Genomic DNA, 22,615 nt, shown 5'->3' with positions numbered 1-22,615 from the left:
CTCAGGGACTCAGACCAGCAGGTGCAGCAGCGCCCAGCAGACGGGTGCGGTCACGACGAGGGAGTCGAGACGGTCCATCACGCCACCGTGCCCGGGCAGGATGCTGCCCATGTCCTTGATGCCGAGGTCGCGCTTGATCGCGGACTCGGCCAGGTCCCCCACGGTCGCGAAGGCGGCAGCGCACGCACCCACCACCAGACCCGCCCACCAGGCGCCGTCCAGGAAGAGGAACACGCACACGGCACCCACCACGGCGCTGGTGGCGACCGACCCCGCGAAGCCCTCCCAGGACTTCTTCGGGGACAACGAGGGCGACATGGGGGTGCGCCCGCGCAGCACACCCACGGCATACCCCCCGGTGTCGGAGGCCACGGTGACCAGGATGAAGGTGATGATCCGGCCGACGCCGTCCGGCTGCGCCAGCATGAGCGAGGCGATCGCGGCGAGCAGGGGGACGTAGGCGACGATGTAGACACCGCCGGCGACGTCGCGGGCGGCGTCCCTCGGGGATCCGATGCTGCGCCAGACCAGGATGAGCGCCGTGGCGGTGGCGAAGCCGACCGCGAGCGCGTCCGCCCCCTGGTAGTAGGCGAGCGGCACCAGTCCGACCGAGACGAAGACCGGCACCCGGGGCGGGTCGACCCGCCCCGTGCGCAACGCGTGGTCCAGCTCCCAGACACCGACCAGCGCCGCGGCGGTGACGAGGTAGACGAAGGCGGCCTTCCAGAAGACCAGGCTGGCCAGGATCACGAGCACCAGGCCGACCCCGACCCCGATGGCGGCGGGGAGGTTGCGGCCGGCCCGGGAGGGTCGGCCCGAGCGACCCGGGCGGCGGGCCGTCCGGGCCGCCCGCCGCGTGACGGGGTCCGGCGTCGCGGGGGCCGTGGCGCTCGGCTCGGTCATCGGGTCCCTCCCCCTCGGGCTGAGCTGCTCACACCTCGAGCAGCTCGGCCTCCTTGTGCTTGAGGATGTCGTCGACGACCTCGACGTGCCGCCGGGTGAGGGCCTCGAGCTCCTTCTCGCCCCGGGTGCCGTCGTCCTCACCGATCTCGCCGTCCTTGACGGCCCGGTCGATGACGTCCTTGGCGTGCCGGCGCACGTGCCGCACGGTGACCTTGGCGTCCTCCCCCTTGGCGTGGGCCAGCTTGATGTACTCACGCCGGCGCTCCTCGGTGAGCTGCGGCATGACGATCCGGATGGCGTTGCCGTCGTTGCTGGGGTTGGCCCCCAGATCGGCCTCCCGCAGCGCCTTCTCGATGTCCTTCATCGCCGACCTGTCGTAGGGGGTGATGAGCACCGTGCGGGCGTCCTGGATGCTGAAGCTGGCCAGCTGCTGCAGCGGGGTGGGCGCGCCGTAGTAGTCGACCTGGAGCTTGGTGAACATGCCCGGGTGGGCGCGGCCGGTGCGGATGGACGCCATGTCCTCGCGAGCCACCTCCAGCGCCTTGTCCATCTTCTCCTCGGCCTCCATGAGGGCCATCTCGACGACCTCGGACATCGTGGGTGCTCCTTGCGTGGTATGTCGTGGTGCGGCTGGTGCGGGCGGTGCGGCGGTCAGCCCGCCGTCACGAGTGTCCCGATCCTCTCACCCTTGATCGCGCGGGTGATGGAGTCCTCGCCGTCCATGCCGAAGACGAGCATGGGCAGCTCGTTGTCCATGCAGAGGCTGAACGCCGCAGCGTCGACGACGCGCAGGTTGCCGACGAGGGCGTCGGAGAAGGTCAGCTCCTCCAGCTTGCGGGCCTGGTCGTCGGTGCGCGGGTCCGCCGTGTAGACGCCGTCCACCCCGTGCTTGCTCATGAGCACCTGGTCGCACTTGATCTCCAGGGCCCGCTGCGCCGAGACGGTGTCGGTGGAGAAGTACGGCATACCGGCGCCCGCACCGAAGATGACGACCCGGCCCTTCTCGAGGTGGCGCATGGCGCGGCGGGGGATGTAAGGCTCGGCGACCTGGCCCATGGTGATGGCCGTCTGGACGCGGGTGTCCACCCCCTCCTTCTCCAGGAAGTCCTGCAGGGCGAGGCAGTTCATCACCGTCCCCAGCATGCCCATGTAGTCCGCCCGGGCCCGCTCCATGCCCCGCTGCTGGAGCTCGGCGCCGCGGAAGAAGTTGCCCCCGCCGATGACCACGGCGATCTGCACCCCGGCGCGGTGCGCGTCGGCGATCTGGTGGGCGATCCCCTTGACCACGTCCGGGTCGACGCCGACGTGCCCTCCGCCGAAGGCCTCGCCGGAGAGCTTGAGCAGGACGCGACGCGCCCGACCCGGGTGCTGGGAGGACAGGTCGTGGCTCGTCGCGGTCCGGTGCGCGGGCGCGGTCGTGGTCATGCTCATGGGGGTCCTCCGGTGATCGAGGCTGGGCGGTCGCTCGATCCTGCCACACGCACCGGGGTGCGGCGATCGCGCCGGCCAGCACCCCGCTGCCTCAGCGCGGCGTCGGGAGCTTCGTGCCCGCCACCTGTCGCTCGTCCAGCACGGCCCGCCGGAACCGGTAGAGACGGGCCGGTCGCCCCCCGGTGTCCGGGGAGATCTCCCCCGTCTCCTCGACGAGCTCCTGCCCGGTCACCAGACGCCGGAAGTTCTGCTTGTGCAGACGTCGCCCGGCGAGGGCCTCGACGGTGCGCTGCAACCGACCCAGGGTGAACGTCCGGGGCACGAGCTCGAAGACCACGGGCCGGTACTGGATCGTCGCGCGCAGCCGGGACAGCGCCGTGGCGAGGATGCGGCGGTGGTCAGACTCCATGGGGTCGCCCGGCACCAGGGACGCCCCGGCCTCGGGGATGAGGCCGGCCTCCCAGAGCAGCTCGTAGCGCTGCAGGGCCAGCTCGGGCGCCCAGGCGCGCCCGCCCAGCCCGAAACAGATGTCCGCCCGGCGCCGACGGGCGCTGCGACCACCCCTCGGCGCGCGCGCCACCCACTCGGACAGCAGCGGGGCCACGGTCCGCTCCACCAGCCCGGCCCCCGACGTCCGCGGGCTCTCGGTGGCGCGGTGGTCCTCCCACGGGAAGAAGGCGTACCAGTCCCGCCACTGCGTCCCGGACACGGCTCTCGTCAGCCCGAGGTAGGAGACCGAGATGGCCCGGCGTGCCTCGCGGTCGCCGTCGGCGAAGGTGTAGAGCTGCTCGACGTAGCCCAGCCGGTGCCCCGTCTGCTCCTCGACCCAGGCGCTGAGCCCGGCCTGCATCGAGCGGTGCTCCGAGCGCAGCGGTCCGGCCGGGAGCCGGGGGCGCTCCCCCGACGTGAGCACCAGGGGCCGGTCGTCGTCGACCGCCGTCACCACGGCGACCAGCTCGGCACTCAGGTCGGCGGACACCGCCTCATCCTGCCTCCCCCGGGCCTCGCCGACCACCTCGACCCCGGTCGGACAGGATCCCTGCAGCTGCGGCATACCCGTGCGCCCACGACCCGCGCCGACGCCGGAAGGCCGGGCCCGACGGTGCGGACCCGGCCTTCCGGTCGGTGCGGAGCGGCGCTCAGGCTGGTGTCAGACGCCGACCTTGAAGCGCGCGAAACCGGTCACCTCGGCGCCGGCCTCCTCGGCGACCTTGGCGATCGTCTTCTTGGTGTCCTTGGCGAACGGCTGGTCCAGGAGGACGTTCTCCTTGAAGAAGCCGTTGACCCGGCCCTCGATGATCTTGGGCAACGCCTGCTCGGGCTTGCCCTCCTCGCGGGCGGTCTCCTCGGCGATACGGCGCTCGTTGGCCACCGTGTCGGCGTCGATCTCGTCCCGGGTCAGGACCGAGGGCGAGAACGCCGCGACGTGCATCGCGATGTCGCGCGCCACCTGCTCGTCGCCACCGGAGGTCGCGACCAGGACACCGATCTGCGGGGGCAGGTCGGGCATCGTCTTGTGCAGGTAGGACACGACCTGGTCACCCGCGACGCGGGCCACCCGACGGACCTCGATCTTCTCGCCGATGGTGGCGTTGGCGTCGTCCAGGACGTCCTTGACGGTCTTGCCGTCCATGTCCGAGGCCAGGAGGGCGTCGACGTCCGCGGCCTGCACGGCCACGGCCTGGGCGAGGACGCGGTCGGCGAGCTCGCCGAACACCGGGCCCTTGGCCACGAAGTCGGTCTCGCAGTTGACCTCGACGAGGGTGCCGACGCCACCGTCGACCTGGGCCCGGACGAGCCCGTTGGTCGCGGAGCGACCCTCGCGCTTGGTCACGCCCTTGAGGCCCTTGACGCGCAGGATGTCCGTGGCCTTGGCGGTGTCGCCGTCGGCCTCGTCGAGCGCCTTCTTGACGTCCATCATCCCGGCGCCGGTGGACTCGCGCAGCGCCTTGATGTCAGCGGCGGTGTAGTTCGCCATGAGTGCTTGCTAGCTCCTTCGTGAGGGAGGGGTCAGGACTGGGTGGTCTCGGCGGCCGCCTCGGTGGGCTCGCCCGCCTCGGGGGTCTCGGCCACGGCCTCGGTGGGCTCGCTCGCCTCGGCGGTGTCCGCCGCGGCCTCGGTCGCCTCGGCGGTGTCCGTCGCGGCGTCGGCCGCCTGCGTCTCCTCGGCCTCGGCACCGGCCGCGGCCGCGTTCGCGTCCTCAGAGGTGGCCTGCTCGGCCCCCACGGTGGGCGCGGACTCCTCGGAGCCGGCGAGCAGCTCGCGCTCCCACTCGGCCATCGGCTCGTTGGCGGTGCCCGCCTCCTCGCCGGAGGTGGCGCTGCTGCCGCCGGAGCGGGAGATGAGACCGTCGGCGACCGCGTCGGCGACCACGCGGGTCAGCAGGGTGACCGAGCGGATCGCGTCGTCGTTGCCCGGGATCTTGTAGTCGACCTCGTCCGGGTCGCAGTTGGTGTCGAGGATCGCGATGACCGGCAGACCGAGCTTGCGGGCCTCGGTGACGGCCAGGTGCTCCTTCTTGGTGTCGACGACCCAGACGGCCGAGGGCACCTTCTGCATGTCCCGGATGCCGCCCAGCGTCTTGGACAGCTTCTCGTACTCGCGACGCATCATGAGGAGCTCCTTCTTCGTGCGGCCGCTGCCGGCCACGTCGTCGAAGTCGATCTCCTCGAGCTCCTTCATGCGCGTCAGGCGCTTGGAGACGGTCTGGAAGTTGGTGAGCATGCCGCCCAGCCAGCGGTGGTTGACGTAGGGCATCCCCACGCGCGTGGCCTGCTCGGCGATGGACTCCTGGGCCTGCTTCTTGGTGCCGACGAACATGATCGACCCACCGTGCGCGACGGTCTGCTTGACAAAGTCGTAGGCCTCGTTGAGGTAGGTCAGCGACTGCTGCAGGTCGATGATGTAGATGCCGTTGCGCTCGGTCATGATGAAGCGCTTCATCTTGGGGTTCCAGCGACGGGTCTGGTGCCCGAAGTGGACGCCGCTCTCCAGGAGCTGGCGCATGGTGACGACGGCCATGCCGTGTCTCGCTTTCTTCTCGATGGCAGTTGTGTCCTGGCCCGGGGACGCTCCCCACCCACGTCCGTGCTGGCACGGACGTGGGACCGCAGGGTGCGCCACCGGTGACGAGCCGCCTACCGAAGAGGTATGCGGTGTGCACCGGTCGCGCCCGGGCGCGAATTCGCGCGTCGCACCGACCCGAGGGCAGGACGAGACGCACGTAGGGCCCAGGGTACGGCAGCGGCCGGTCTTCGGACGAATCGATACCGTGGTCCGATGAGCGATCCTCTCGTCCAGCGACTCCAGCCGTTCGGCACCAGCGTCTTCGCCGAGATGACCCAGCGTGCCCTGCAGTTCGACGCGGTCAACCTCGGTCAGGGTTTCCCGGACACCGACGGCCCGCAGGAGATGCTCGACCTCGCGGCGCGCGGCCTGCAGGAAGGCCTCAACCAGTACGCCCCGGCCCGCGGCCTCCCCGTGCTGCGCGAGGCGGTGGCCGAGCACCAGGAGCGGTGGTACGGCATACCGCTGGACCCGCAGACGCAGGTCCTCGTCACGGTCGGCGCGACCGAGGCGATCGCCGCCTCGCTCATCGCCCTGGTCGAGCCCGGGGAGGAGGTCCTGGTCATCGAGCCGTCCTACGACTCCTACGGCGCTGCGGTCGCGATGGCCGGCGGGGTGCGCCGCAGCGTGCAGCTGCGCTTCCCCGACCTGTCCCTGGACCTCGAGGAGCTGCGCGCGGCCGTGACCGACCGCACCCGCGTCCTCGTGCTCAACACCCCGCACAACCCGACCGGCAAGGTCTTCACCGCCACCGAGCTGGACGGCATCGCCGCGCTCGCGCGTGAGCACGACCTCGTGGTCGTCTCCGACGAGGTGTACGAGCACCTGGTCTTCGACGGGCGGCGCCACCTCCCCATCGCCGGGCTACCGGGGATGTTCGAGCGGACGCTGACCATCTCCTCGGTGGGCAAGACCTTCTCCCTCACCGGGTGGAAGACCGGCTGGGTGAGCGGGCCGCGGGAGCTGGTCGACGCGGTCGCGGCGGTGAAGCAGTTCCTCACCTTCGTCGGGGTGACGCACCTGCAGCCGGCGGTCGCGCACGGCCTGTCGATGCCCGACGACTTCTTCCACGGCTTCGCCCGACAGCTGCAGGGCAAGCGGGACCTGCTGGTCGAGGCGCTCGGGGAGGTCGGGGTGCCGGTCAGCCCCTGCCAGGGCAGCTACTTCGTCATCGCCGACCTCGCGCCGCACGGCGTCGAGGACGCGGTCGACTTCTGCCGCCGCATGCCGGAGGAGCTGGGCCTGGTCGGCGTCCCGGTCTCGGTGTTCTGCGACGACCCCGCGCCGGTGCGCAGCCTGGTGCGCTTCGCCTTCTGCAAGCAGGACGAGGTTCTGCGGGAGGCGGCGCGCCGCCTGCACCGTCTCGGCGGTGCCTGACAGGCTCACGGGTATGCCGTCCGCGCCCCCGACGAGAGCGCCCGCGTCGTGGCGCCCCTCGCCGCGGGCCAGGGTGGGGTCGTGGCTCGCCGACTGGGCGGTCGTGGGGCTGTGGCTCGGGGTGCTGACCATCGCGGGCCTCGTGCTGCGACCGGCGCTCGGGCTCTCTGCCACCTTCACCGTCTCGCCGGGCTCCCTGCTGGCCTCCGACATCGCCATCACGCTGGCCACCGTCGTCCCCTACGTGTGCTACCTCGCGCTCACCGAGTCCTCTTCCCGGCAGGCCACGCTGGGCAAGCGGTGGGCGGGTCTGGTGGTGACAGCCCTGGACGGCGGGCCGCCGAGCCGCTCTGCGATCTGGCTGCGCAACGTCGTCAAGGCCCTTCCCTGGCAGCTGGCGCACCTCGGCGCGGCCAGGGGCATCCTGGAGGTCCAGGAGGGCTGGGGCCTGGCCCTGGTGGTCCTCTCACTGGCTCTGGCGGTGCTGTGCGCCGCACCGGCGCTCGCCGGGGGCCGCGGCATCCACGACCGCGCGGCGGGCACCAGGGTGGCACGGGTGGCGACCGCGGGCGCGGCCCCGTGAGCGAGCCACGCCGATCCGGCGGCGACGTCGAAGGGCCCGCCCGGCAGGTCCTCGGCGAGCCGCTGCTGGCGGAGTTCGCGCAGCACCTGGAGATCGAGAAGGGGCGCTCGCCGCACACCGTGCGCGCCTACCTGGCCGACCTGCGCGCCCTGGACACCTTCCTGGCCCGACGGGAGGTGCCGGACGCCGCGGCGGTGCGGCTGGGCGACCTGCGCGCCTGGTTGGCCGGGCTGGGCGCCGCAGGCGCGGCCCGGTCCAGCGTGTCCCGTCGCGCGGCCTGCGCCAAGACGTTCTTCCGGTGGGCCCAGCGCACCGGACGGTTGCCCGCCGACCCCTCGCTGCGGCTGCTCGCCCCCGGCAAGGACGCCTATCTGCCCGGGGTGCTGCGGGCTCCGCAGGCCGCTGCGCTCATGGACCTGGCGGCCGTCGCGGCCGACGACGACGACCCGCTGCACCTTCGCAACCGGGCCATGCTCGAGCTGCTCTACGCCTCCGGGATGCGCGTGGGAGAGCTGACCGGTCTCGACATCGACGACCTGGACCTGAGGAGCGGGACCGCCCGCGTGCTCGGCAAGGGCGACAAGGAGCGCGTCGTGCCGTTCGGCGTCCCTGCGACGGAGGCGATCACGGCCTGGCTCGACGCCGGCCGGCCCCGCCTGGTGACGGCCGAGTCGGGGCCTGCGCTCTTCCTCGGCCGCCGTGGCCGCCGGGTGGACCAGCGCCAGGTCAGGTCCAGCCTGCAGGGCCTGCTCGCCCACCTGCCGGACACCCCGCCCCTGGGGCCGCACGGGCTGCGGCACAGCGCGGCCACCCACCTGCTCGAGGGCGGTGCGGACCTGCGCACCGTCCAGGAGCTCCTGGGCCATGCTAGCCTGGCGACCACCCAGATCTACACCCACGTGTCGGTGGAGCGGCTCCGCTCCGCCTACCAGCAGGCCCACCCGCGCGCCTGACCGGGACTCTCCGCATCCGGCCCCCAGCAGGCCCGACCACGCGCCTGACCGGGACCCCCCTCATCCTTCTTCCCTGGTCCCACCTCCTCCCCCTGCCGTCGGTCCCGCACCCGTCCGCCCGGTGGCCCACCCCTCGTGGGGGAGCAGGGTCAGCTGCACCCCGAGCAGCAGCGGCGTCGGGTCGACGTAGCCGTCGCGACCCCGCACGGCCCCGAGGTGCAGGCAGTCGTGGACCGGGCAGTGCCCCCCGGACGTCACCCGCCCGAGGGGGTCGCCCCGGGCCACCCGCACCCCCCGCGCCACCCTGTCCCCGACCGGTTGGTAGGTGCTGCGCAGGCCGCTCGCATGGGTCACGCTCACCACGCCCACCCCGGCGACCTCCCCGCTGAAGCTCACGACGCCCTCGTCCACCGCCAACACCCTCTCGCCGACCAGACCGGCGAGGTCGAGGCCCCGGTGGCCGCTCCCCCACCGCTCCTCGGGCGGGTCGAAGCCTCGCACGATCTCCGGGGCGCCGGCGAGCGGCCAGCCCCACAGCGCGGTGCTGTGCCGGTCTCCCTGGGCGGCGTCCACCGCGGGGACGCGCAGGCCCAGCAGGACCGAGGCCAGCGCGCCCGGGGAGGACAGCCGTGGCGTCGTCGCGGCCTCCGGGGCCGCGGACCCGGAGAGCACCACCACGGCTGCCAGGGCCGCCAGGCCTGACCGGCCCGACCGGCCCGACCGGCCGGCGCGGCCCGACCGGTCTGCCTGGACGGGTCCTCTGGTCCGGTTCATCGGGCCCCCACGGGCCGCCGTTGCCACCCGTCGAGGAGCTCCTCGGCCAGGCCCTCGCGCTCCAGCTCGCGCAGCGCCCCCAGCGTCTCCCGCAGCGTCAGGCCGGATCGCGCCATGACGTCGTCCACCGCGCTGGAGGACCGCGGCCGCAGCCACTGCCACACCCGCCGCAGGTCCTCAGACAGCCCGTCCGTGGCCCGGCTCTCCCCCTGCTTGACGGGTGCCAGGTCGTCACCGATCCTGCCGACGAGCTCCGCCACCTCGGCTCCGTCGGTGACGAGCTCGGCGCCGAGCCGGATCTCGGCGTGCGTGCCCTGCGACATCAGGCTCTCCACCGACCCCGGCACCGCCATCACCGGCCGGCCCAGGTCCCGGGTGTGCTTGAGCGTCGAGCGCGCGCCGGAACGCAGGCCTGCCTCCACGACCACCGTCCCCCGGGCGACGCCGGCGATGATGCGGTTGCGGGCGAGGAAGCGCATCCGGGCCGGCGCTCCGCCCGGCGGGGTCTCGCTGACCAGGACACCGGTCCGACGGATGCGGTCGATGAGCTCGGTGTTGGCGCGGGGGTAGGGCACGTCGACCCCTCCGGCCAGCACCGCCACGGTGGACCCCTCCGCCGAGAGGGTCGCGCGGTGGGCGGTCGCGTCGATGCCGAAAGCCGCCCCGGAGACGATCGTGAAGCCTCTGGTCACGAGGTCGACGCACAGGCCGGCGGTGACGTGGTCGCCGTAGGCCGTGCTGGCGCGGGCGCCGACCACGGCGACGCTGCGCTCGGCCAGGTGGGCGAGGTCGCCCGGGCCGCTCACCCACAGGCACCACGGCGGGTGCTCGAGCTGGTCGAGGCCGTCGGGCCACTCCGGGTCACCGGGCACGAGGATGCGGGCCCCCAGCCGGCCGGCGATCCGCTCGTCGTCGACGGCCCCGGCCCGCGCCACCCGCGCCGCGAGCCGCCCGAGGTCCGCACCGCCGGGGGTGCGCCCCTCCCCCAGGGCGTAGCCGACGACGTCCTCGACCCCGTGCTCAGCCACCACCTGCTGGACCCGCTCGTCGTAGGGCTCGGCGAGCCGGGACAGCAGGATGCGCGCCCGCCGTTCGCGGTCCCCCGTCATGCCACCTTCACCCCGCTCGGCGTACGCAGGTCCAGCGCCAGGGTGACGTCGTCGAGGTCGGGACGCCCAGCACCGCGCAGGTCGGCCAGCGTCCAGGCCACCCGGAGGGCTCGGTCCAGGCCGCGCAGGGTCAGCGCGCCCCGGTCCATGGCCCGCTCGAGCGGCCGCCGCTGGGCGGGGCCGAGGCGCCAGGGCTGCTCGCGCAGCACGGCACCGGGGACCTCGCTGTTGAGCAGCCAGGGCAGGGCGCGCCACCGCTCCCGCTGGCGCTCGCGGGCCTGCACTACCCGGTCCGCCACCACCGCGGAGGGCTCGCCCGGCGGCAGGGCGAGGTCCCCGCGGGTCACCGCGCTCACGCCGAGCTTAAGGTCGATCCGGTCCAGCAACGGGCCGGAGAGCCGGCCGAGATACCCGGTCCGGCGGAAGGGCGGGCACGTGCAGGCACCGCCGGCGCCGCCGCACGGGCACGGGTTGGCCGCGAGCACGAGCTGGAACCGGGCGGGCAGCCGCACGTGCCGGTCGGCGCGGGCGATGAGCACCTCCCCCGACTCCAGGGGCTGCCGGAGACCGTCGAGGACGTCGCGCCGGAACTCGGGCGCCTCGTCGAGGAAGAGCACACCGCGGTGGGCCCGCGACACGGCGCCCGGATGGATGAGGCGGGACCCGCCGCCGATGACCGCGGCCGTGGACGCCGTGTGGTGCGGCGCCACGAAGGGCGGGCGCGTCACCAGCCGGTCGTCCGCCGGCAGGGCCCCGAGGACGGAGTGGATCCCGGTCACCGCCAGCGCGTCGTCGGGGCCCATCTCGGGCAGGATCCCTGGCAGCCGCTCGGCCAGCATGGTCTTGCCCGCACCCGGCGGGCCCACGAGGAGCAGGTGGTGCCCCCCGGCGGCGGCGATCTCCAGCGCCTGACGGGCCACGGCCTGTCCGACGACGTCGTTGAGGTCGGGCACTTGGGCCGGGGCCGAGGGCGCTGCCGGGGGCAGCTCGAGGTGCAGCTCCTCGCCGCGGGACCGGGCGAGGTAGAAGGCGCGGACCTCGCCGAGCGTGCGTACCGGGTGCACGCGCACCCCGGCCACCAGGGCCGCCTCCCGAGCCGCGTCGGCGGCCACCAGCACCTCGGCGACCCCGTCGGCGGCGGCCGCCAGCGTCATGGGCAGCACCCCCGGCACCGGCCGGACGTCCCCGGCCAGGCCCACCTCTCCCACGTGGGCGATGCCGCGGACCGCCGCCGGCGGCACGTGGCCCTCCGCGGCCATCATCGCCACCGCGATCGCGAGGTCCAGCCCGCTGCCGGCCTTCGGGACGCCCGCGGGTGAGAGGTTGATGGTCCACCGCCGCGGGGGGACCGGCATCCCGCAGTTGCGCAGGGCGGGCCGCACCCGGTCGGGTGCCTGCCGGCAGGCGCTGTCGGCCAGGCCGGTCATCACCGTCGCGGGCAGCCCATCTGCCCCCTGGGCCTCCACGGTGACGAGACGACCCTCGACACCGCTCAGGGTGACGGCGTGCGTCCGGGCGAGCGCCATCAGGCCACTCCCCGCAGGTGGGTGAGCCGGGTCGGCGCGTCCGGCGGGCTCAGCAGGCCGAAGACGTCGATCCGGAAGTCGGCCCCTCGCCGCCCGTGGGCGTCCAGCCACGCCCAGGCCAACCGCCGCAGCCGGTGTGCCTTCTCCCTGCCCACCGCCTCCACCGGCTCGCCGAAGCGGGCCGACCGACGTGTCTTGACCTCGCAGAAGACCAGCTGGCGGCCGTCGTGGGCCACGACGTCGAGCTCACCCTCCGGGCAGCGCCAGTTGCGCTCGAGCACCATCCAGCCCAGCGCCCGGACGTGCGCGCAGACGAGCTCCTCGCCCCGGTCGCCGATCTCCCGGGCCCGTGCCCACGGCATACCCCCGTCGTCCATCTCCCCCTCCTCCTGGACCACCGTCGGCGGTGGTCACCTCCAGCCAACGCACCGGTCTGCCCCGGCGCAAGGGGCGGGCGGCCGGCTGTGGACGACCGGGAGGGGGGCCGGGGGATGTGGACGGGGGCTCAGCGGCCGTCGGTGAGGCCCTTGACGTCGAGGTCGGACTTGGCGAGCTCCTCGACGTTGACGTCCTTGAAGGTGATGACCCGGGCCTTCCGCACGAAGCGGGCCGGTCGATAGACGTCCCAGACCCAGGCGTCGGTGAGGGTCACCTCGAACCAGGTCTCCCCGTCCCCGGTGCGGACCTGCACGTCGACCTCGTTGGCCAGGTAGAACCGGCGCTCGGTCTCCACCACGTGGGTGAACAGCCCCACGACGTCGCGGTACTCGCGGTAGAGCGCCAGCTCGGCGTCGGTCTCGTACTTCTCCAGGTCCTCCGCGCTCATGGCGCCACTCCTTCCTCGCGCGCCACGGCGGTCGCCGCCGCGGCGATGTTCCAGCTGCGCCGGTGCCAGTCGCTGGGCCCCAGCCGACGCAGGGCGTCCTGGTGCTCGGGTGCGGCGTAGCCCTTGTTCTGATCCCACAGATACGGGGTATGCCGGGGCTCGGCCGAGGCCTGCACCATGAGCCCGTCCCGTTCCACCTTCGCCAGGACCGAGGCCGCGGCGACGGACGAGCAGCGCAGGTCCGCCTTGACCATGGTGCGGACCGGGGGGCGGGGCGGACCGTCGAGCAGGCCCAGCAGACCGACGCGCTGCGGGTCGGTCAGCCAGTCGTGGTTGCCGTCGAGCAGCACCAGGTCCGGCCTCGTGGCCTCCAACCCGGCCAGGGCACGCTCTCCGGCGAGCCGGAGGGCCGCCATGATGCCGAGGTCGTCGATCTCCTGCGGCCAGGCGTGCCCGACGGCGTGCGCGAGCGCCCACCGACGGATCCGGGGCACCAGGCGCTCGCGCACCGCCGCGGTGAGCAGCTTGGAGTCCTTGACACCCTGCGGTGCCGTACGGCAGGAGGCGTCGACGGCGACGACCCCGACGCTCACCGGCCCGGCCAGGGCGCCCCGGCCGACCTCGTCCATGCCGACGAGCACGGCATACCCCTCCCGCTGCAGGGTGCGCTCCACGCGCAGGCTGGGACGCCGCGTGGGGCGCCGGGGCGTGGCCGTGCTCACGGCGCGTCCGGCACGTCGGCGAAGGTGTCCGGCACGGTGAACCAGTCGAAGTGGTCGAAGGGGTAGAGCAGGACGACGGCCTGACCGACGACCGCGTCCAGCGGCACCGAACCCTCCTGGCCGGTGCCGTCGTCGTTGGCCCGCGAGTCGCGCGAGTTCGACCGGTGGTCGCCCATGAGCCAGATGTGGTCCTCGGGCACGGTGACGGAGAAGTCGGCGGTGCTGGGCTCGTCGCCGGGGAAGATGTAGTCCTCGTCGAGGGGCTCGCCGTTGACGATCAGCCGACCCTCGTCGTCGCAGCACTCCACCGTGTCGCCGGGCAGCCCGATGACCCGCTTGATGAGGTGGTTGCCCTGGGACGACGGCGCGACCCCCACGAACTCCAGGGTGCGCAGGGCGGCGTTGACCACCGGCCCGCGGTCCACCCGCTGCACCGGTGGGAGCCAGCCGCCCGGGTCCTCGAAGACGACGACGTCACCCCGGTCGACGGACCACGGCCCGGCCTGCACCTTGCTCACCATGACCCGGTCGCCGTAGACCAGCGTCTGCTCCATGCTGCCGGACGGGATCCAGAAGGCCTGCGCCACGAAGGTCTTGATGAGGAAGGAGATGACCAGGGCGGTCGCGGCGATCATGACGATCTCCCGCACCCCTGCCCAGAAACCACCGGCGGGGGCCGGCCGCTCGGCCGGCTGCGGGGTCCCCTCGTCGGAGGAGCTGCCCCTCTCCCGGGTGGGTTCGCTCACCGGATGTCGTCCTGTCCTGTGGTGTCTGTGGCCACGCCGACCCTAACCCGGATGGCTGGGAACAGACCGATCCCCCGCCGGGCCGGGCCGGGCGGGGGATCGTCGTCAGCGGGAGGCGCTCAGCCCTGGTCGGCCGGCTTCGCCTTGGCGGCCGGGACGCTGTCGCGGCGCTCGCGGATCTTGGCCGCCTTGCCGCGCAGGTCGCGCAGGTAGTAGAGCTTGGCGCGGCGCACCACGCCACGGCTCGCGACCTCGATCTTCTCGACGTTCGGGGAGTGCAGCGGGAAGGTGCGTTCCACGCCGACGCCGAAGGACACCTTGCGGACGGTGTAGGTCTCTCCGAGGCCCCCACCGTGCCGGCGGATGACGACGCCCTTGAAGACCTGGACACGCGAGCGGTTGCCCTCGATGACCTTGACGTGGACGTTGACGGTGTCGCCGGCCCGGAAGTCGGGGATGTCGCTGCGGAGGCTGGCGGCGTCGAGATCGGCAAGCTTGTGCATGATGGTCTCCTGCTCGTGGGTGCCACAGGTCACCCGCGGCGTGTCGGGCCCGCGCCGGCGCACAGGCTGGCGGGACACGGTCGTCGTGGTGTGGTCTCCGGTCGACGCCACCCGCACGCTTCCCCCTGTGGCAGGGGCACGGGCTGCTCGGCGCGGACGCCGGGACACAAGGCACCATTGTGCCAGAGGTCGTGGGCCCCTCCAAGTCGGTCGCCGCGCCCGCGAGGGCCGCTCGGGCACCCTCGTCCGCCGCCTAGCATGGTCGACGTGCCCCTCCTGACGCTCATCAGCGACCCGAGCGCCCGCGACCTCACCGCCACGACGCCGCACGAGGTGGGCGGGGCAGCCGTGTCTAGCGAGCCACGCTGGCTACGACCCGGGTCCGCCGTGCAGGTGGCGGTCGGGCCGCAGCTGCGCCTCGACGAGGACCTGTGGTCGGCCTGGCAGCGGCGCGGGGTCGACGTCGTGCTGCAGCCCGACGGGCCGCACCGGCGCCGGGTGCTGCTCGCCGACATGGACTCCACGATGATCGAGCAGGAGTGCATCGACGAGCTGGCCGCGCAGGCCGGGGTCGGGGAACAGGTCGCCGACATCACGGCCCGGGCCATGAACGGCGAGCTCGACTTCGCCGGCGCCCTGCACGAGCGGGTGGCCCTGCTGCGCGGGCTCCCGGTCGGCGTGGTCGACACGGTCCTCGCCGAGCGCATCACCCCGATGCGGGGAGGCCCCGAGCTGCTCGCCACCATGGCGGCGGCCGGGGGGTATGCCGCACTCGTGTCCGGAGGGTTCACCCTCTTCACCCGGGTGGTCGCCGAGCGCCTCGGCTTCGACGAGCACCGCGCCAACACGCTCGCCGTCGCGGACGGCCGGCTGACGGGTCGCGTCGTGCTCCCGGTCGTCGGCCAGGAGGCCAAGCTGAGGGCGCTGGAGGAGATCAGCGCCCGGCTCGGGGTCCGCCACGAGGACGTCGTGGCGGTCGGTGACGGCGCCAACGACCTGCCCATGCTGCGGGCCGCCGGCCTGGGCGTCGCGCTGCACGCCAAGCCGGCGGTCGCCCGGCAGGTGCCGGTCCGGGTCAACCACGGGGACCTCACCGCCGTGCTCTACCTGCAGGGGTATGCCGACGAGGAGATCGTCCGCCCGTGACGCTTCTGGACATCGGTTTCTGGTGCCCGTCACCCAGGAGCGTAGGTCCAGAAGCTCAGGGGCCGGCCTCGTAGCGGGCCATGAGGTCGGGGCGGCGCTGGGCGGTGCGGGCCAGGCGCTGCTGCTGCCGCCAGGCGGCGATCCGGCCGTGGTGCCCCGACAGCAGCACCTCGGGGACCTCGTGCCCGCGCCAGCTGGCAGGCTTGGTGTAGACGGGGTACTCCAGCAACCCGCCCGTGTGCGACTCCTCCACGAGGGACGCCTCGTTGCCGACCATCCCGGGCAGCAGGCGTGCCACCGCCTCGGTCATCGCCAGCACGGCGACCTCGCCCCCGTTGAGCACGTAGTCGCCCAGGCTCAGGACGCTCAGCGGGTAGCGCACCGCGAACTCGTCGTAGACCCGCTCGTCGATCCCCTCGTAGCGTCCGCAGACGAAGACCAGCCAGTCCTCCTCCAGGGCCAGGCGGGAGGCGACCTCCTGGCTGAAGACCTCGCCCCCCGGACCCGGCACCACGAGGCGTGGGGTGCGGCCGGGCACCGACGTGCAGATCTCGTCCAGGGCCTCCCCCCAGGGCTCGGGCCGCATCACCATCCCGGCCCCACCGCCGTAGGGGCTGTCGTCCACGGTGCGGTGCCGGTCGTGGGTCCAGTCCCGCAGGTCGTGGACGTGCACGTCCAGCAGCCCCTCGCGGCGGGCGCGTCCCAGCAGCGACAGGTCCAGCGGTGCGAGGTACTCCGGGAAGATCGTGACGACGTCCAGGCGCAGCGGCATACCGCTCACTCCCCCAGCTCGAGCAGCCCGGGCGGCGGGTCCACGACCACGGTGCGCGCCTCCTCGTCGACCTGCGGCACCAGCTCCTCCACGAAGGGCACGAGGACGACGCCCCCGGACGGTGTCCGCACCTCGAGCAGGTCCTGGACGGGCCGCAGGTGCAGCGCCGTGACCTCCCCGACCGGACGGCCGTCGACCTGGACCACCGCGAAACCGAGCAGGTCGTCCTCGCGCCACCCCGCGTCGTCGTCGTCCTCCTCGCCGTCTGCGTCGTCGTCGACGAGCAGGCGGGTGCCCCGCAGCGCCTCGGCGGCGGTGCGGTCGGGGTGCCCCTCGAACCCGAGGAGAAAGGTCCCCTGGTGCTGCCGGACCGAGACCAGGGTGAGCGGGCCGCGCTGCTGCGGGTCGGTGGCGAAGCGGGCGCCGGGGGTGAGCCGGCCCTCCGGGTCGTCGGTGTGCACCTGCACGGTGACCTCTCCGCGCAGGCCGTGCGGCTTGCCGACGCGGGCGACGACGAACGTCTGGCTCATGGTCTCCTCCGGTCCGGTGGACGGCACGACCCGCCCGGGCGCTGGTGCGCCGGGGCGGGTCGAGGGGGTGCTGCGGGGTGCGGGCTCAGCGCGCCCGGTCGGTGTCGACGATGTCCACCCGGACCTTCTCGCCACCGGCGAGGGCGCCGACCACGGTGCGCAGGGCACTCGCGGTGCGTCCGCGACGCCCGATGACGCGACCCAGGTCGTCCGGGTGGACCCGGACCTCCAGGATGTCGCCGTGCCGGGCGTTCTTGGTGCGGACCACCACGTCACCGTCGTGGTCGACGATGCCCTTGACCAGGTGCTCCAGCGCTTCCTCGAGCATGCTCAGGCCTCGTCGGTCTGCGCGCCGCTCTCAGCCGCCTCGTCACCGCTGCTGGCGGCCACCGAACCCTCGCGGTCGGCCGCGGGAGCCGTCTCCTCCGCGCCGGCCGGGGCCTGCGCCTTGGTGGGCTTCTTGCGACGCTGGGTCGTGGCGCCCGACGTGTCCTCACCGTCGGAGGCCGCCAGGGCCGCCTCGTAGAGAGCCTTCTTGTCCGCCTTGGGCTCGCGGACCTTCAGGGTGCCCTCGGCGCCGGGCTCACCCTTGAACTTCTGCCAGTCGCCGGTGACCCGGAGCAGCGCCGCGACCTGCTCGGTCGGCTGCGCGCCGACACCGAGCCAGTACTGCGCACGCTCGGAGTCGATGTCGATGAGCGACGGCTCCTCGGTGGGGTTGTACTTGCCGATCTCCTCGATCGCCCGGCCGTCGCGCTTGGCGCGCGAGTCCATCACGACGACGCGGTAGAACGGTGCACGGATCTTGCCCATGCGCTTCAGGCGAATCTTGACAGCCACGTGTGCGGTGTCTCCTCATAGTTGTCTGTGGTGTGCGACCCGGCGCCGCGTGGGGATGAACACGCACGGCACCACGGCTGCGATGGACACATCAGGGCACGGTGAGAGGGCCGACCACCGATGGGTTCACTGTCATTGTGCCACATCCCCCGCCGGTCCCTGCTCCGCGACCTCCGGCGACGGCGGCGCGTGCTGCGCCACGAAGCGCAGCACCTCGGTGTCGTCCACGCCGGGGAAGACCCCGGGCGGCATGACCGCGAGGAGGTGGGAGTGCGCCCGCGCACTGGGCCACACCCGCCCCTCCCACGCGCGGGCGAGGTCGGCCGGCGGGCGGGTGCAGCAGCGCGGGTCCGGGCAGCGGGACAGCCGGCGCTCCCGCGTGTCCCGTCCGCGCATCCACCGGACCTGGTCGAACGGCACACCGACGCTGACCGAGAACACGCCGGCCGGGGTGGGCTCCGCGACGGCGGTGCACCAGTAGGTACCCCGGCCGGTGTCGGTGTACTGGTGGTAGACCTCCCCCAGCGGCCGGTCGAAGACGACCCGTGCGGTCCACGAGCGGCAGACCCGCGCCCCCTCGATCGCCCCCGAGGCGTCCATGGGGAAGCGCACGCCGTCGTTCTCGTAGGCCTTGTAGATCACCCCGTCGGCGCTGGTCCGCATGAAGTGGACCTGCAGGTCGAGGTGCTCGGTGGCGAGGTTGCAGAAGCGGTGGGCCGCCGTCTCGTAGGACACCGCGTAGGCGTCGCGCAGGTCCTCCACGGCGATGTCCCGGTCGGCCCGGGCCCGCCGCAGGAGGGGGACCGCGCTGCTCTCGGGCACCAGCGCGGCGGCGGCGAAGTAGTTGATCTCCACCCGCTGGGCGAGGAACTCGGCGTAGTCGCGGGGGGGCTCGTGCTCGAGGACGACGTGCCCGAGCGCCTGCAGCGCGGCGGCCCGGGGGTCGTGCGCGCCGCGGGCGGGCAGGTAGATGCGGTGGTGCGCGAGGTCGGTCACGGTCCGGGTCGACGCAGGGACGTCGGGCACGGTGACGATCTCGAACCCCACGTGTCGGGCGACCTGCTCGACGACCGCCTGGGAGACCGGCCCACCGGTATGCCCCGCCTGCGTCACCAGGCTCGCCGCGGCGGCCTCGATGTCCGCGAAGTAGTTGCCGGCCGCGCGCATCCGGGCCCGCAGCTCGGCGTTGGCCAACCGGGCGAACTCCGGGGTGGCGGCCCGCTGCTGCTGCAGTCCCACGACGCTCTCGTACAGCCCCACCAGCGCCTCCAGCGCGTCGTCCGGCAGGCCCGGGCCCACCCGCACGGCCGGGATGCCCAGGGTCTGGAAGCCCTCGGCCCGCTGCGCCCGCTCCCACCGGACCTCAAGTCCGGCGCGCCGGCTGGGCGGTGCGCCCGAGAGCAGGCTGGTCAGGTCGGCCCCGAGGGCGGCGGCCACCTGCTCCAGCGTGGACGGACGGGCCTCGCGGCGGCCGTTCTCGATGAGGGAGAGCGCCGACGGGGACAGCCCGGTGCGCTCGGCCACCGCCGCCAGGGTCAGCCCGGCGGCCCGGCGGGCGTGCCGCACCCGGCGCCCGACGGAGACCGGGTCGGCGGCCTGCCCGGTGCCTCGCTCGGCGCCGTCCAGGCGCTCGGAGGGGCGGAACGGCAGGACGCGACCGGTGGAGGACGGCATACCACCACGATAGCGAAACTTTCGTCGTTCTTGACAGCGCCGATCCCGCCCGAGCCCGCCGACCGCCGGGACAGTGGAGTCACACCCGCAGTCGCCATACCGAGGAGAGGGGTCGACGATGACCATCACCACCCAGCCCACCGACACCACCCCCGCCGCCGCCCAGGCGCTGGAGATCGAGCAGGACTGGCGGAGCAACCCCCGCTGGGCCGGCGTCGAGCGTCGCTACTCCGCCCAGGACGTCGTGCGGCTGCGTGGCTCCGTCGTGGAGGAGCACACCCTGGCCCGCCGGGGGGCCGAGCGGCTCTGGGAGGCGCTGGAGACCAAGCCCTTCACCCGCGCCCTCGGCGCCCTCACCGGCAACCAGGCCGTCCAGATGGTCAAGGGCGGGCTGGAGGCGATCTACCTCTCCGGCTGGCAGGTCGCCGCCGACGCCAACCTCGCCGGCCAGACCTACCCGGACCAGAGCCTCTACCCGGCCAACTCGGTGCCGGCGGTCGTGCGCCGCATCAACAACGCCCTGCAGCGCGCGGACCAGATCGCCTGGATGGACGGCGACACCAGCACCGACTACCTCGTGCCGATCGTGGCCGACGCCGAGGCGGGCTTCGGCGGCCCGCTCAACGTCTTCGAGCTGATGAAGTCGATGATCGCGGCCGGTGCCGCGGGCGTGCACTGGGAGGACCAGCTGGCCTCGGAGAAGAAGTGCGGCCACCTGGGCGGCAAGGTGCTCGTCCCGACGGGCCAGCACGTCCGCACCCTGAGCTCGGCCCGTCTCGCGGCGGACGTGCTCGGCGTCCCCTCGGTCGTCATCGCCCGCACCGACGCGCTCGCCGCGGACCTGCTGACCAGCGACGTCGACGAGATCGACCAGGAGTTCACCACCGGCGAGCGCACGCCCGAGGGCTTCTTCCGGGTCCGCAACGGGATCGAGCCGGTCCTGGCGCGCGCCAAGGCCTACGCCCCCTACGCCGACCTCATCTGGGTCGAGACCGGCACCCCCGACCTGGGGCTCGCCCGCGAGTTCGCCCAGGAGCTGCACCGGGACTTCCCGGAGCAGAAGCTGGCCTACAACTGCAGCCCGTCGTTCAACTGGAGGGCCGCCCTGTCGGACAGCGAGATCGCGTCCTTCCAGGACGAGCTCGGCGACCTGGGCTATGCCTTCCAGTTCATCACCCTGGCCGGCTTCCACGCCCTCAACCACTCGATGTTCACCCTGGCCCAGGGGTATGCCCGCAGCGGCATGAGCGCCTACGTGGAGCTGCAGGAGGCGGAGTTCGCGTCCGCGGCGTCCGGCTACACCGCGGTGCGGCACCAGGCCGAGGTCGGCACCGGGTACTTTGACGCGGTGAGCACCGCGGTCAACCCCGAGTCGTCGACGACGGCCCTGTCGGGCTCCACCGAGTCCGAGCAGTTCCACTGATCGACGCGGACGCTGACCCGGCCCCCGGCCCCAGGGGCCGGGTCAGGCGCCCCTCCCGACGAGACGAGGACGAGATGGACTACCCCGGGACCCTGCTGGAGGAGACCACGGCCGAGCTGCTGCGCCAGCTCGTCGCGGAGACCGCAGCCCCCCGCGCCGCCCTGCTGCGGGCCCGCAAGGAGAGGTCGCGCGCGGTGCGGGCCGGTGCCGAGCTCGGCCCGTCGCCCGAGACCGCCGACCTGCGCGAGGACGACTCCTGGCGGGTCGCCCCGCCGCCGCAGGACCTGACCCACCGGCTCGTCGAGCTGGCGACCCCCGCCTCGGCCGAGCACGCGACCGCCGCGATGGCCTCCCGCGCCGACGTGTGGGTGGCCGACCTCGAGGACATGCTGGTGCCGACGTCGGCCCGGCTCGTGGCGGCCCACCGGGCCATCGAGGACGTCGCGGCCACCCGCACGGGGGACGCCGAGCCCGGGGTCCCCACCCTCATGGTGCGGCCGCGGGGCCTGCACCTGCCGGAGGCGCACCTGCAGGTGGACGGTGCGGCCGCGAGCGCCTCGACGGTCGACACGTTCACCTTCCTGGCCCGGTGCGCCCGCACGCTGCTCTCCGGCGGCACCGCGCCGTACCTGTACCTGCCCAAGCTCGAGACCGCGGCGGAGGCCGCCTGGTGGGACGACCTGCTCGGGCGGGCCGAGTCCCTGCTCGGGCTGCCGCACGGCTGCACCAGGGTCAGCGTCCTGGTGGAGACCGTGCAGGCCACCTACGAGCTGGAGGAGATCGTCCACGCGCTGCGCCGGCGGCTCACCGGGCTGGCCGCGGGTCGGTGGGACTACATCTTCTCCTACCTGAGGACCTACGGGACCCGCCCGGACCACCTCCTGCCCGACCGCGACGCGTTCACCATGAACACCCGGTTCCTGCGCAGCTACACCTCGCTCATCGTCGGTGTGTGCCACCGCCGGGGCGTGCAGGCGATCGGCGGGCCGATCGCCCTGGCCCCGAGCGGCCCGTTCGACGAGTCGGTCGCGATGACCCACGCCCGGGTGCACCGGGACAAGGCACGGGAGGCCAAGCAGGGCTTCGACGGCGCCTGGGTCGTGCACCCCGGCATGGTCCCGGTGGCCCGGGCGCCCTTCGAGGAGCGCGACCGCCTGCGCGAGGAGGGTGCGTGGGAGGAGGCCGACCCGGCCCGGGCCGCGACCCTCGACCCGGTCGCCCTGCGCGACGTGAGCTCCATCCCGGGGGCCTCGACGCTCACCGGGGTGCGCACCGCCCTGCGCTCCTCGCTCAGCTACCTCACCGGATGGCTCGCCGGGGAGGGCACGGCGGTCATCGCCGGGCACATCGAGGACTTCGGCACGGTGGAGCTCAACCGGATGCAGCTGTGGCAGTGGCTCAGCCATGGTCAGCGGCTCGCGGAGGGTCCCACCATGTCCGAGCTGCTCCTCGACCGGATGCTCGAGGACGAGGTGGCGCTCCTGCGACGCCGGGGCGCGCACGAGGACCTGCTCGGGCACGCGGTGACGCTGCTGCGCGACGCCGTCGTCGCGGCCGAGCCGCCGGCCTTCCTCTGCCAGCGGGCCTACGAGGTCCTGCTGTCGGTGGACGAGGCCGTCCCGGAGAGCGACGTCGCCTGACCCACCGGGCGCCGCGCATGGTTGCCCTCGCCCCCACCGGGCGCCGCGCATGGTTGCTCTCGTCCACACCG

At 73.6% G+C, this 22,615-nt stretch carries 25 protein-coding genes; 6 read left to right on the top strand and 19 right to left on the bottom strand.

The features are described 5' to 3' along the window. Nucleotides 1-9 precede the first annotated feature (9 nt). From Q0795_RS06250 to rpsB, 6 genes are all read right to left on the bottom strand, one after another. Nucleotides 10-903, bottom strand: coding sequence for a phosphatidate cytidylyltransferase (locus tag Q0795_RS06250; protein ID WP_298887988.1), 894 nt, complete (start codon nucleotides 901-903; stop codon nucleotides 10-12). 28 nt (nucleotides 904-931) lie between these two features. Next, entirely contained in the window at nucleotides 932-1,498 is a 567-nt protein-coding gene (gene frr, locus Q0795_RS06245) for a ribosome recycling factor (protein ID WP_058892468.1), read from the bottom strand. Between the two features lie 56 nt (nucleotides 1,499-1,554). Beyond that, a complete protein-coding gene (gene pyrH, locus Q0795_RS06240; protein ID WP_298888280.1) occupies nucleotides 1,555-2,328 on the bottom strand; it encodes a UMP kinase in 774 nt (257 codons plus the stop codon). Between the two features lie 97 nt (nucleotides 2,329-2,425). Then, entirely contained in the window at nucleotides 2,426-3,313 is an 888-nt protein-coding gene (locus tag Q0795_RS06235; RefSeq protein WP_298887985.1) for a hypothetical protein, read from the bottom strand. Nucleotides 3,314-3,484: 171 nt separating this feature from the next. Continuing rightward, nucleotides 3,485-4,312, bottom strand: coding sequence for a translation elongation factor Ts (gene tsf / locus Q0795_RS06230; protein WP_298751041.1), 828 nt, complete (start codon nucleotides 4,310-4,312; stop codon nucleotides 3,485-3,487). 32 nt (nucleotides 4,313-4,344) lie between these two features. Beyond that, nucleotides 4,345-5,355: a 30S ribosomal protein S2 gene (gene rpsB, locus Q0795_RS06225; protein ID WP_298887983.1), complete on the bottom strand. Its 1,011-nt coding sequence runs from the start codon at nucleotides 5,353-5,355 to the stop codon at nucleotides 4,345-4,347. 258 nt (nucleotides 5,356-5,613) lie between these two features. Between rpsB and Q0795_RS06220 the strand changes: the two genes are divergently transcribed. The 3 genes from Q0795_RS06220 (at nucleotide 5,614) to Q0795_RS06210 (ending at nucleotide 8,313) form a co-directional block, all read left to right on the top strand. Further along, complete coding sequence (locus Q0795_RS06220) at nucleotides 5,614-6,777, top strand: pyridoxal phosphate-dependent aminotransferase (RefSeq protein ID WP_298887981.1); 1,164 nt, start codon at nucleotides 5,614-5,616, stop codon at nucleotides 6,775-6,777. Next, nucleotides 6,770-7,360, top strand: coding sequence for an RDD family protein (locus tag Q0795_RS06215; RefSeq protein WP_298887979.1), 591 nt, complete (start codon nucleotides 6,770-6,772; stop codon nucleotides 7,358-7,360). The genes Q0795_RS06220 and Q0795_RS06215 overlap by 8 nt, the downstream gene beginning before the upstream one ends. Before the next feature lie 62 nt (nucleotides 7,361-7,422). After that, complete coding sequence (locus Q0795_RS06210) at nucleotides 7,423-8,313, top strand: tyrosine recombinase XerC (RefSeq protein ID WP_298888278.1); 891 nt, start codon at nucleotides 7,423-7,425, stop codon at nucleotides 8,311-8,313. 60 nt (nucleotides 8,314-8,373) lie between these two features. On the opposite strand, the gene Q0795_RS06205 is transcribed toward Q0795_RS06210, so the two are convergent. From Q0795_RS06205 to rplS, 8 genes are all read right to left on the bottom strand, one after another. Beyond that, nucleotides 8,374-9,087, bottom strand: coding sequence for a M23 family metallopeptidase (locus tag Q0795_RS06205; RefSeq protein ID WP_298887978.1), 714 nt, complete (start codon nucleotides 9,085-9,087; stop codon nucleotides 8,374-8,376). After that, nucleotides 9,084-10,196: a DNA-processing protein DprA gene (gene dprA, locus Q0795_RS06200; protein WP_298887977.1), complete on the bottom strand. Its 1,113-nt coding sequence runs from the start codon at nucleotides 10,194-10,196 to the stop codon at nucleotides 9,084-9,086. Before dprA ends, Q0795_RS06205 begins: the two co-directional genes overlap by 4 nt. Then, a complete protein-coding gene (locus Q0795_RS06195; protein WP_298887976.1) occupies nucleotides 10,193-11,722 on the bottom strand; it encodes a YifB family Mg chelatase-like AAA ATPase in 1,530 nt (509 codons plus the stop codon). The genes dprA and Q0795_RS06195 overlap by 4 nt, the downstream gene beginning before the upstream one ends. Next, on the bottom strand, nucleotides 11,722-12,120 hold the full coding sequence (locus Q0795_RS06190) for a YraN family protein (protein WP_298887973.1): 399 nt from the start codon (nucleotides 12,118-12,120) through the stop codon (nucleotides 11,722-11,724). The genes Q0795_RS06195 and Q0795_RS06190 overlap by 1 nt, the downstream gene beginning before the upstream one ends. A 107-nt stretch (nucleotides 12,121-12,227) precedes the next feature. Next, the gene (locus Q0795_RS06185; protein WP_058892477.1) at nucleotides 12,228-12,548 is read right to left on the bottom strand and encodes a DUF2469 domain-containing protein; all 321 of its coding nucleotides are present in this window, start codon (nucleotides 12,546-12,548) and stop codon (nucleotides 12,228-12,230) included. Then, a complete protein-coding gene (locus Q0795_RS06180; RefSeq protein ID WP_298887969.1) occupies nucleotides 12,545-13,270 on the bottom strand; it encodes a ribonuclease HII in 726 nt (241 codons plus the stop codon). The genes Q0795_RS06185 and Q0795_RS06180 overlap by 4 nt, the downstream gene beginning before the upstream one ends. Next, entirely contained in the window at nucleotides 13,267-14,016 is a 750-nt protein-coding gene (gene lepB / locus Q0795_RS06175) for a signal peptidase I (protein ID WP_298887967.1), read from the bottom strand. Before lepB ends, Q0795_RS06180 begins: the two co-directional genes overlap by 4 nt. A 119-nt stretch (nucleotides 14,017-14,135) precedes the next feature. Further along, on the bottom strand, nucleotides 14,136-14,519 hold the full coding sequence (gene rplS / locus Q0795_RS06170) for a 50S ribosomal protein L19 (RefSeq protein ID WP_298887965.1): 384 nt from the start codon (nucleotides 14,517-14,519) through the stop codon (nucleotides 14,136-14,138). 267 nt (nucleotides 14,520-14,786) lie between these two features. Between rplS and serB the strand changes: the two genes are divergently transcribed. Further along, on the top strand, nucleotides 14,787-15,665 hold the full coding sequence (gene serB / locus Q0795_RS06165; protein WP_298887964.1) for a phosphoserine phosphatase SerB: 879 nt from the start codon (nucleotides 14,787-14,789) through the stop codon (nucleotides 15,663-15,665). Nucleotides 15,666-15,720: 55 nt separating this feature from the next. Here serB and trmD read toward each other — a convergent pair whose 3' ends face one another. From trmD to Q0795_RS06140, 5 genes are all read right to left on the bottom strand, one after another. Then, the gene (gene trmD, locus Q0795_RS06160) at nucleotides 15,721-16,437 is read right to left on the bottom strand and encodes a tRNA (guanosine(37)-N1)-methyltransferase TrmD (RefSeq protein WP_298887962.1); all 717 of its coding nucleotides are present in this window, start codon (nucleotides 16,435-16,437) and stop codon (nucleotides 15,721-15,723) included. Nucleotides 16,438-16,442: 5 nt separating this feature from the next. Next, nucleotides 16,443-16,967 (bottom strand): ribosome maturation factor RimM, encoded by a 525-nt coding sequence (gene rimM / locus Q0795_RS06155; protein WP_298887960.1) that lies wholly within the window; start codon nucleotides 16,965-16,967, stop codon nucleotides 16,443-16,445. 85 nt (nucleotides 16,968-17,052) lie between these two features. Beyond that, complete coding sequence (locus Q0795_RS06150; protein WP_298751013.1) at nucleotides 17,053-17,295, bottom strand: RNA-binding protein; 243 nt, start codon at nucleotides 17,293-17,295, stop codon at nucleotides 17,053-17,055. 2 nt (nucleotides 17,296-17,297) lie between these two features. Beyond that, nucleotides 17,298-17,807: a 30S ribosomal protein S16 gene (gene rpsP / locus Q0795_RS06145; RefSeq protein ID WP_298887958.1), complete on the bottom strand. Its 510-nt coding sequence runs from the start codon at nucleotides 17,805-17,807 to the stop codon at nucleotides 17,298-17,300. A 132-nt stretch (nucleotides 17,808-17,939) separates the two neighbouring features. Further along, nucleotides 17,940-19,481, bottom strand: coding sequence for a helix-turn-helix domain-containing protein (locus Q0795_RS06140; protein ID WP_298887956.1), 1,542 nt, complete (start codon nucleotides 19,479-19,481; stop codon nucleotides 17,940-17,942). Between the two features lie 118 nt (nucleotides 19,482-19,599). Here Q0795_RS06140 and aceA point away from each other — a divergent pair, with 118 nt between their 5' ends. Both aceA and Q0795_RS06130 read left to right on the top strand, forming a co-directional pair. Beyond that, the gene (aceA, locus tag Q0795_RS06135; RefSeq protein ID WP_298887954.1) at nucleotides 19,600-20,904 is read left to right on the top strand and encodes an isocitrate lyase; all 1,305 of its coding nucleotides are present in this window, start codon (nucleotides 19,600-19,602) and stop codon (nucleotides 20,902-20,904) included. A gap of 74 nt (nucleotides 20,905-20,978) precedes the next feature. Continuing rightward, nucleotides 20,979-22,544: a hypothetical protein gene (locus tag Q0795_RS06130; RefSeq protein WP_298887952.1), complete on the top strand. Its 1,566-nt coding sequence runs from the start codon at nucleotides 20,979-20,981 to the stop codon at nucleotides 22,542-22,544. The last annotated feature ends 71 nt before the right edge of the window (nucleotides 22,545-22,615 follow it).

Source organism: uncultured Serinicoccus sp., assembly GCF_947487915.1.
Taxonomy (GTDB): Bacteria; Actinomycetota; Actinomycetes; order Actinomycetales; family Dermatophilaceae; genus Ornithinicoccus.
Note: the sequence above shows the minus strand (reverse complement) of the source record. Positions and strands in the feature narration are given on the sequence as shown.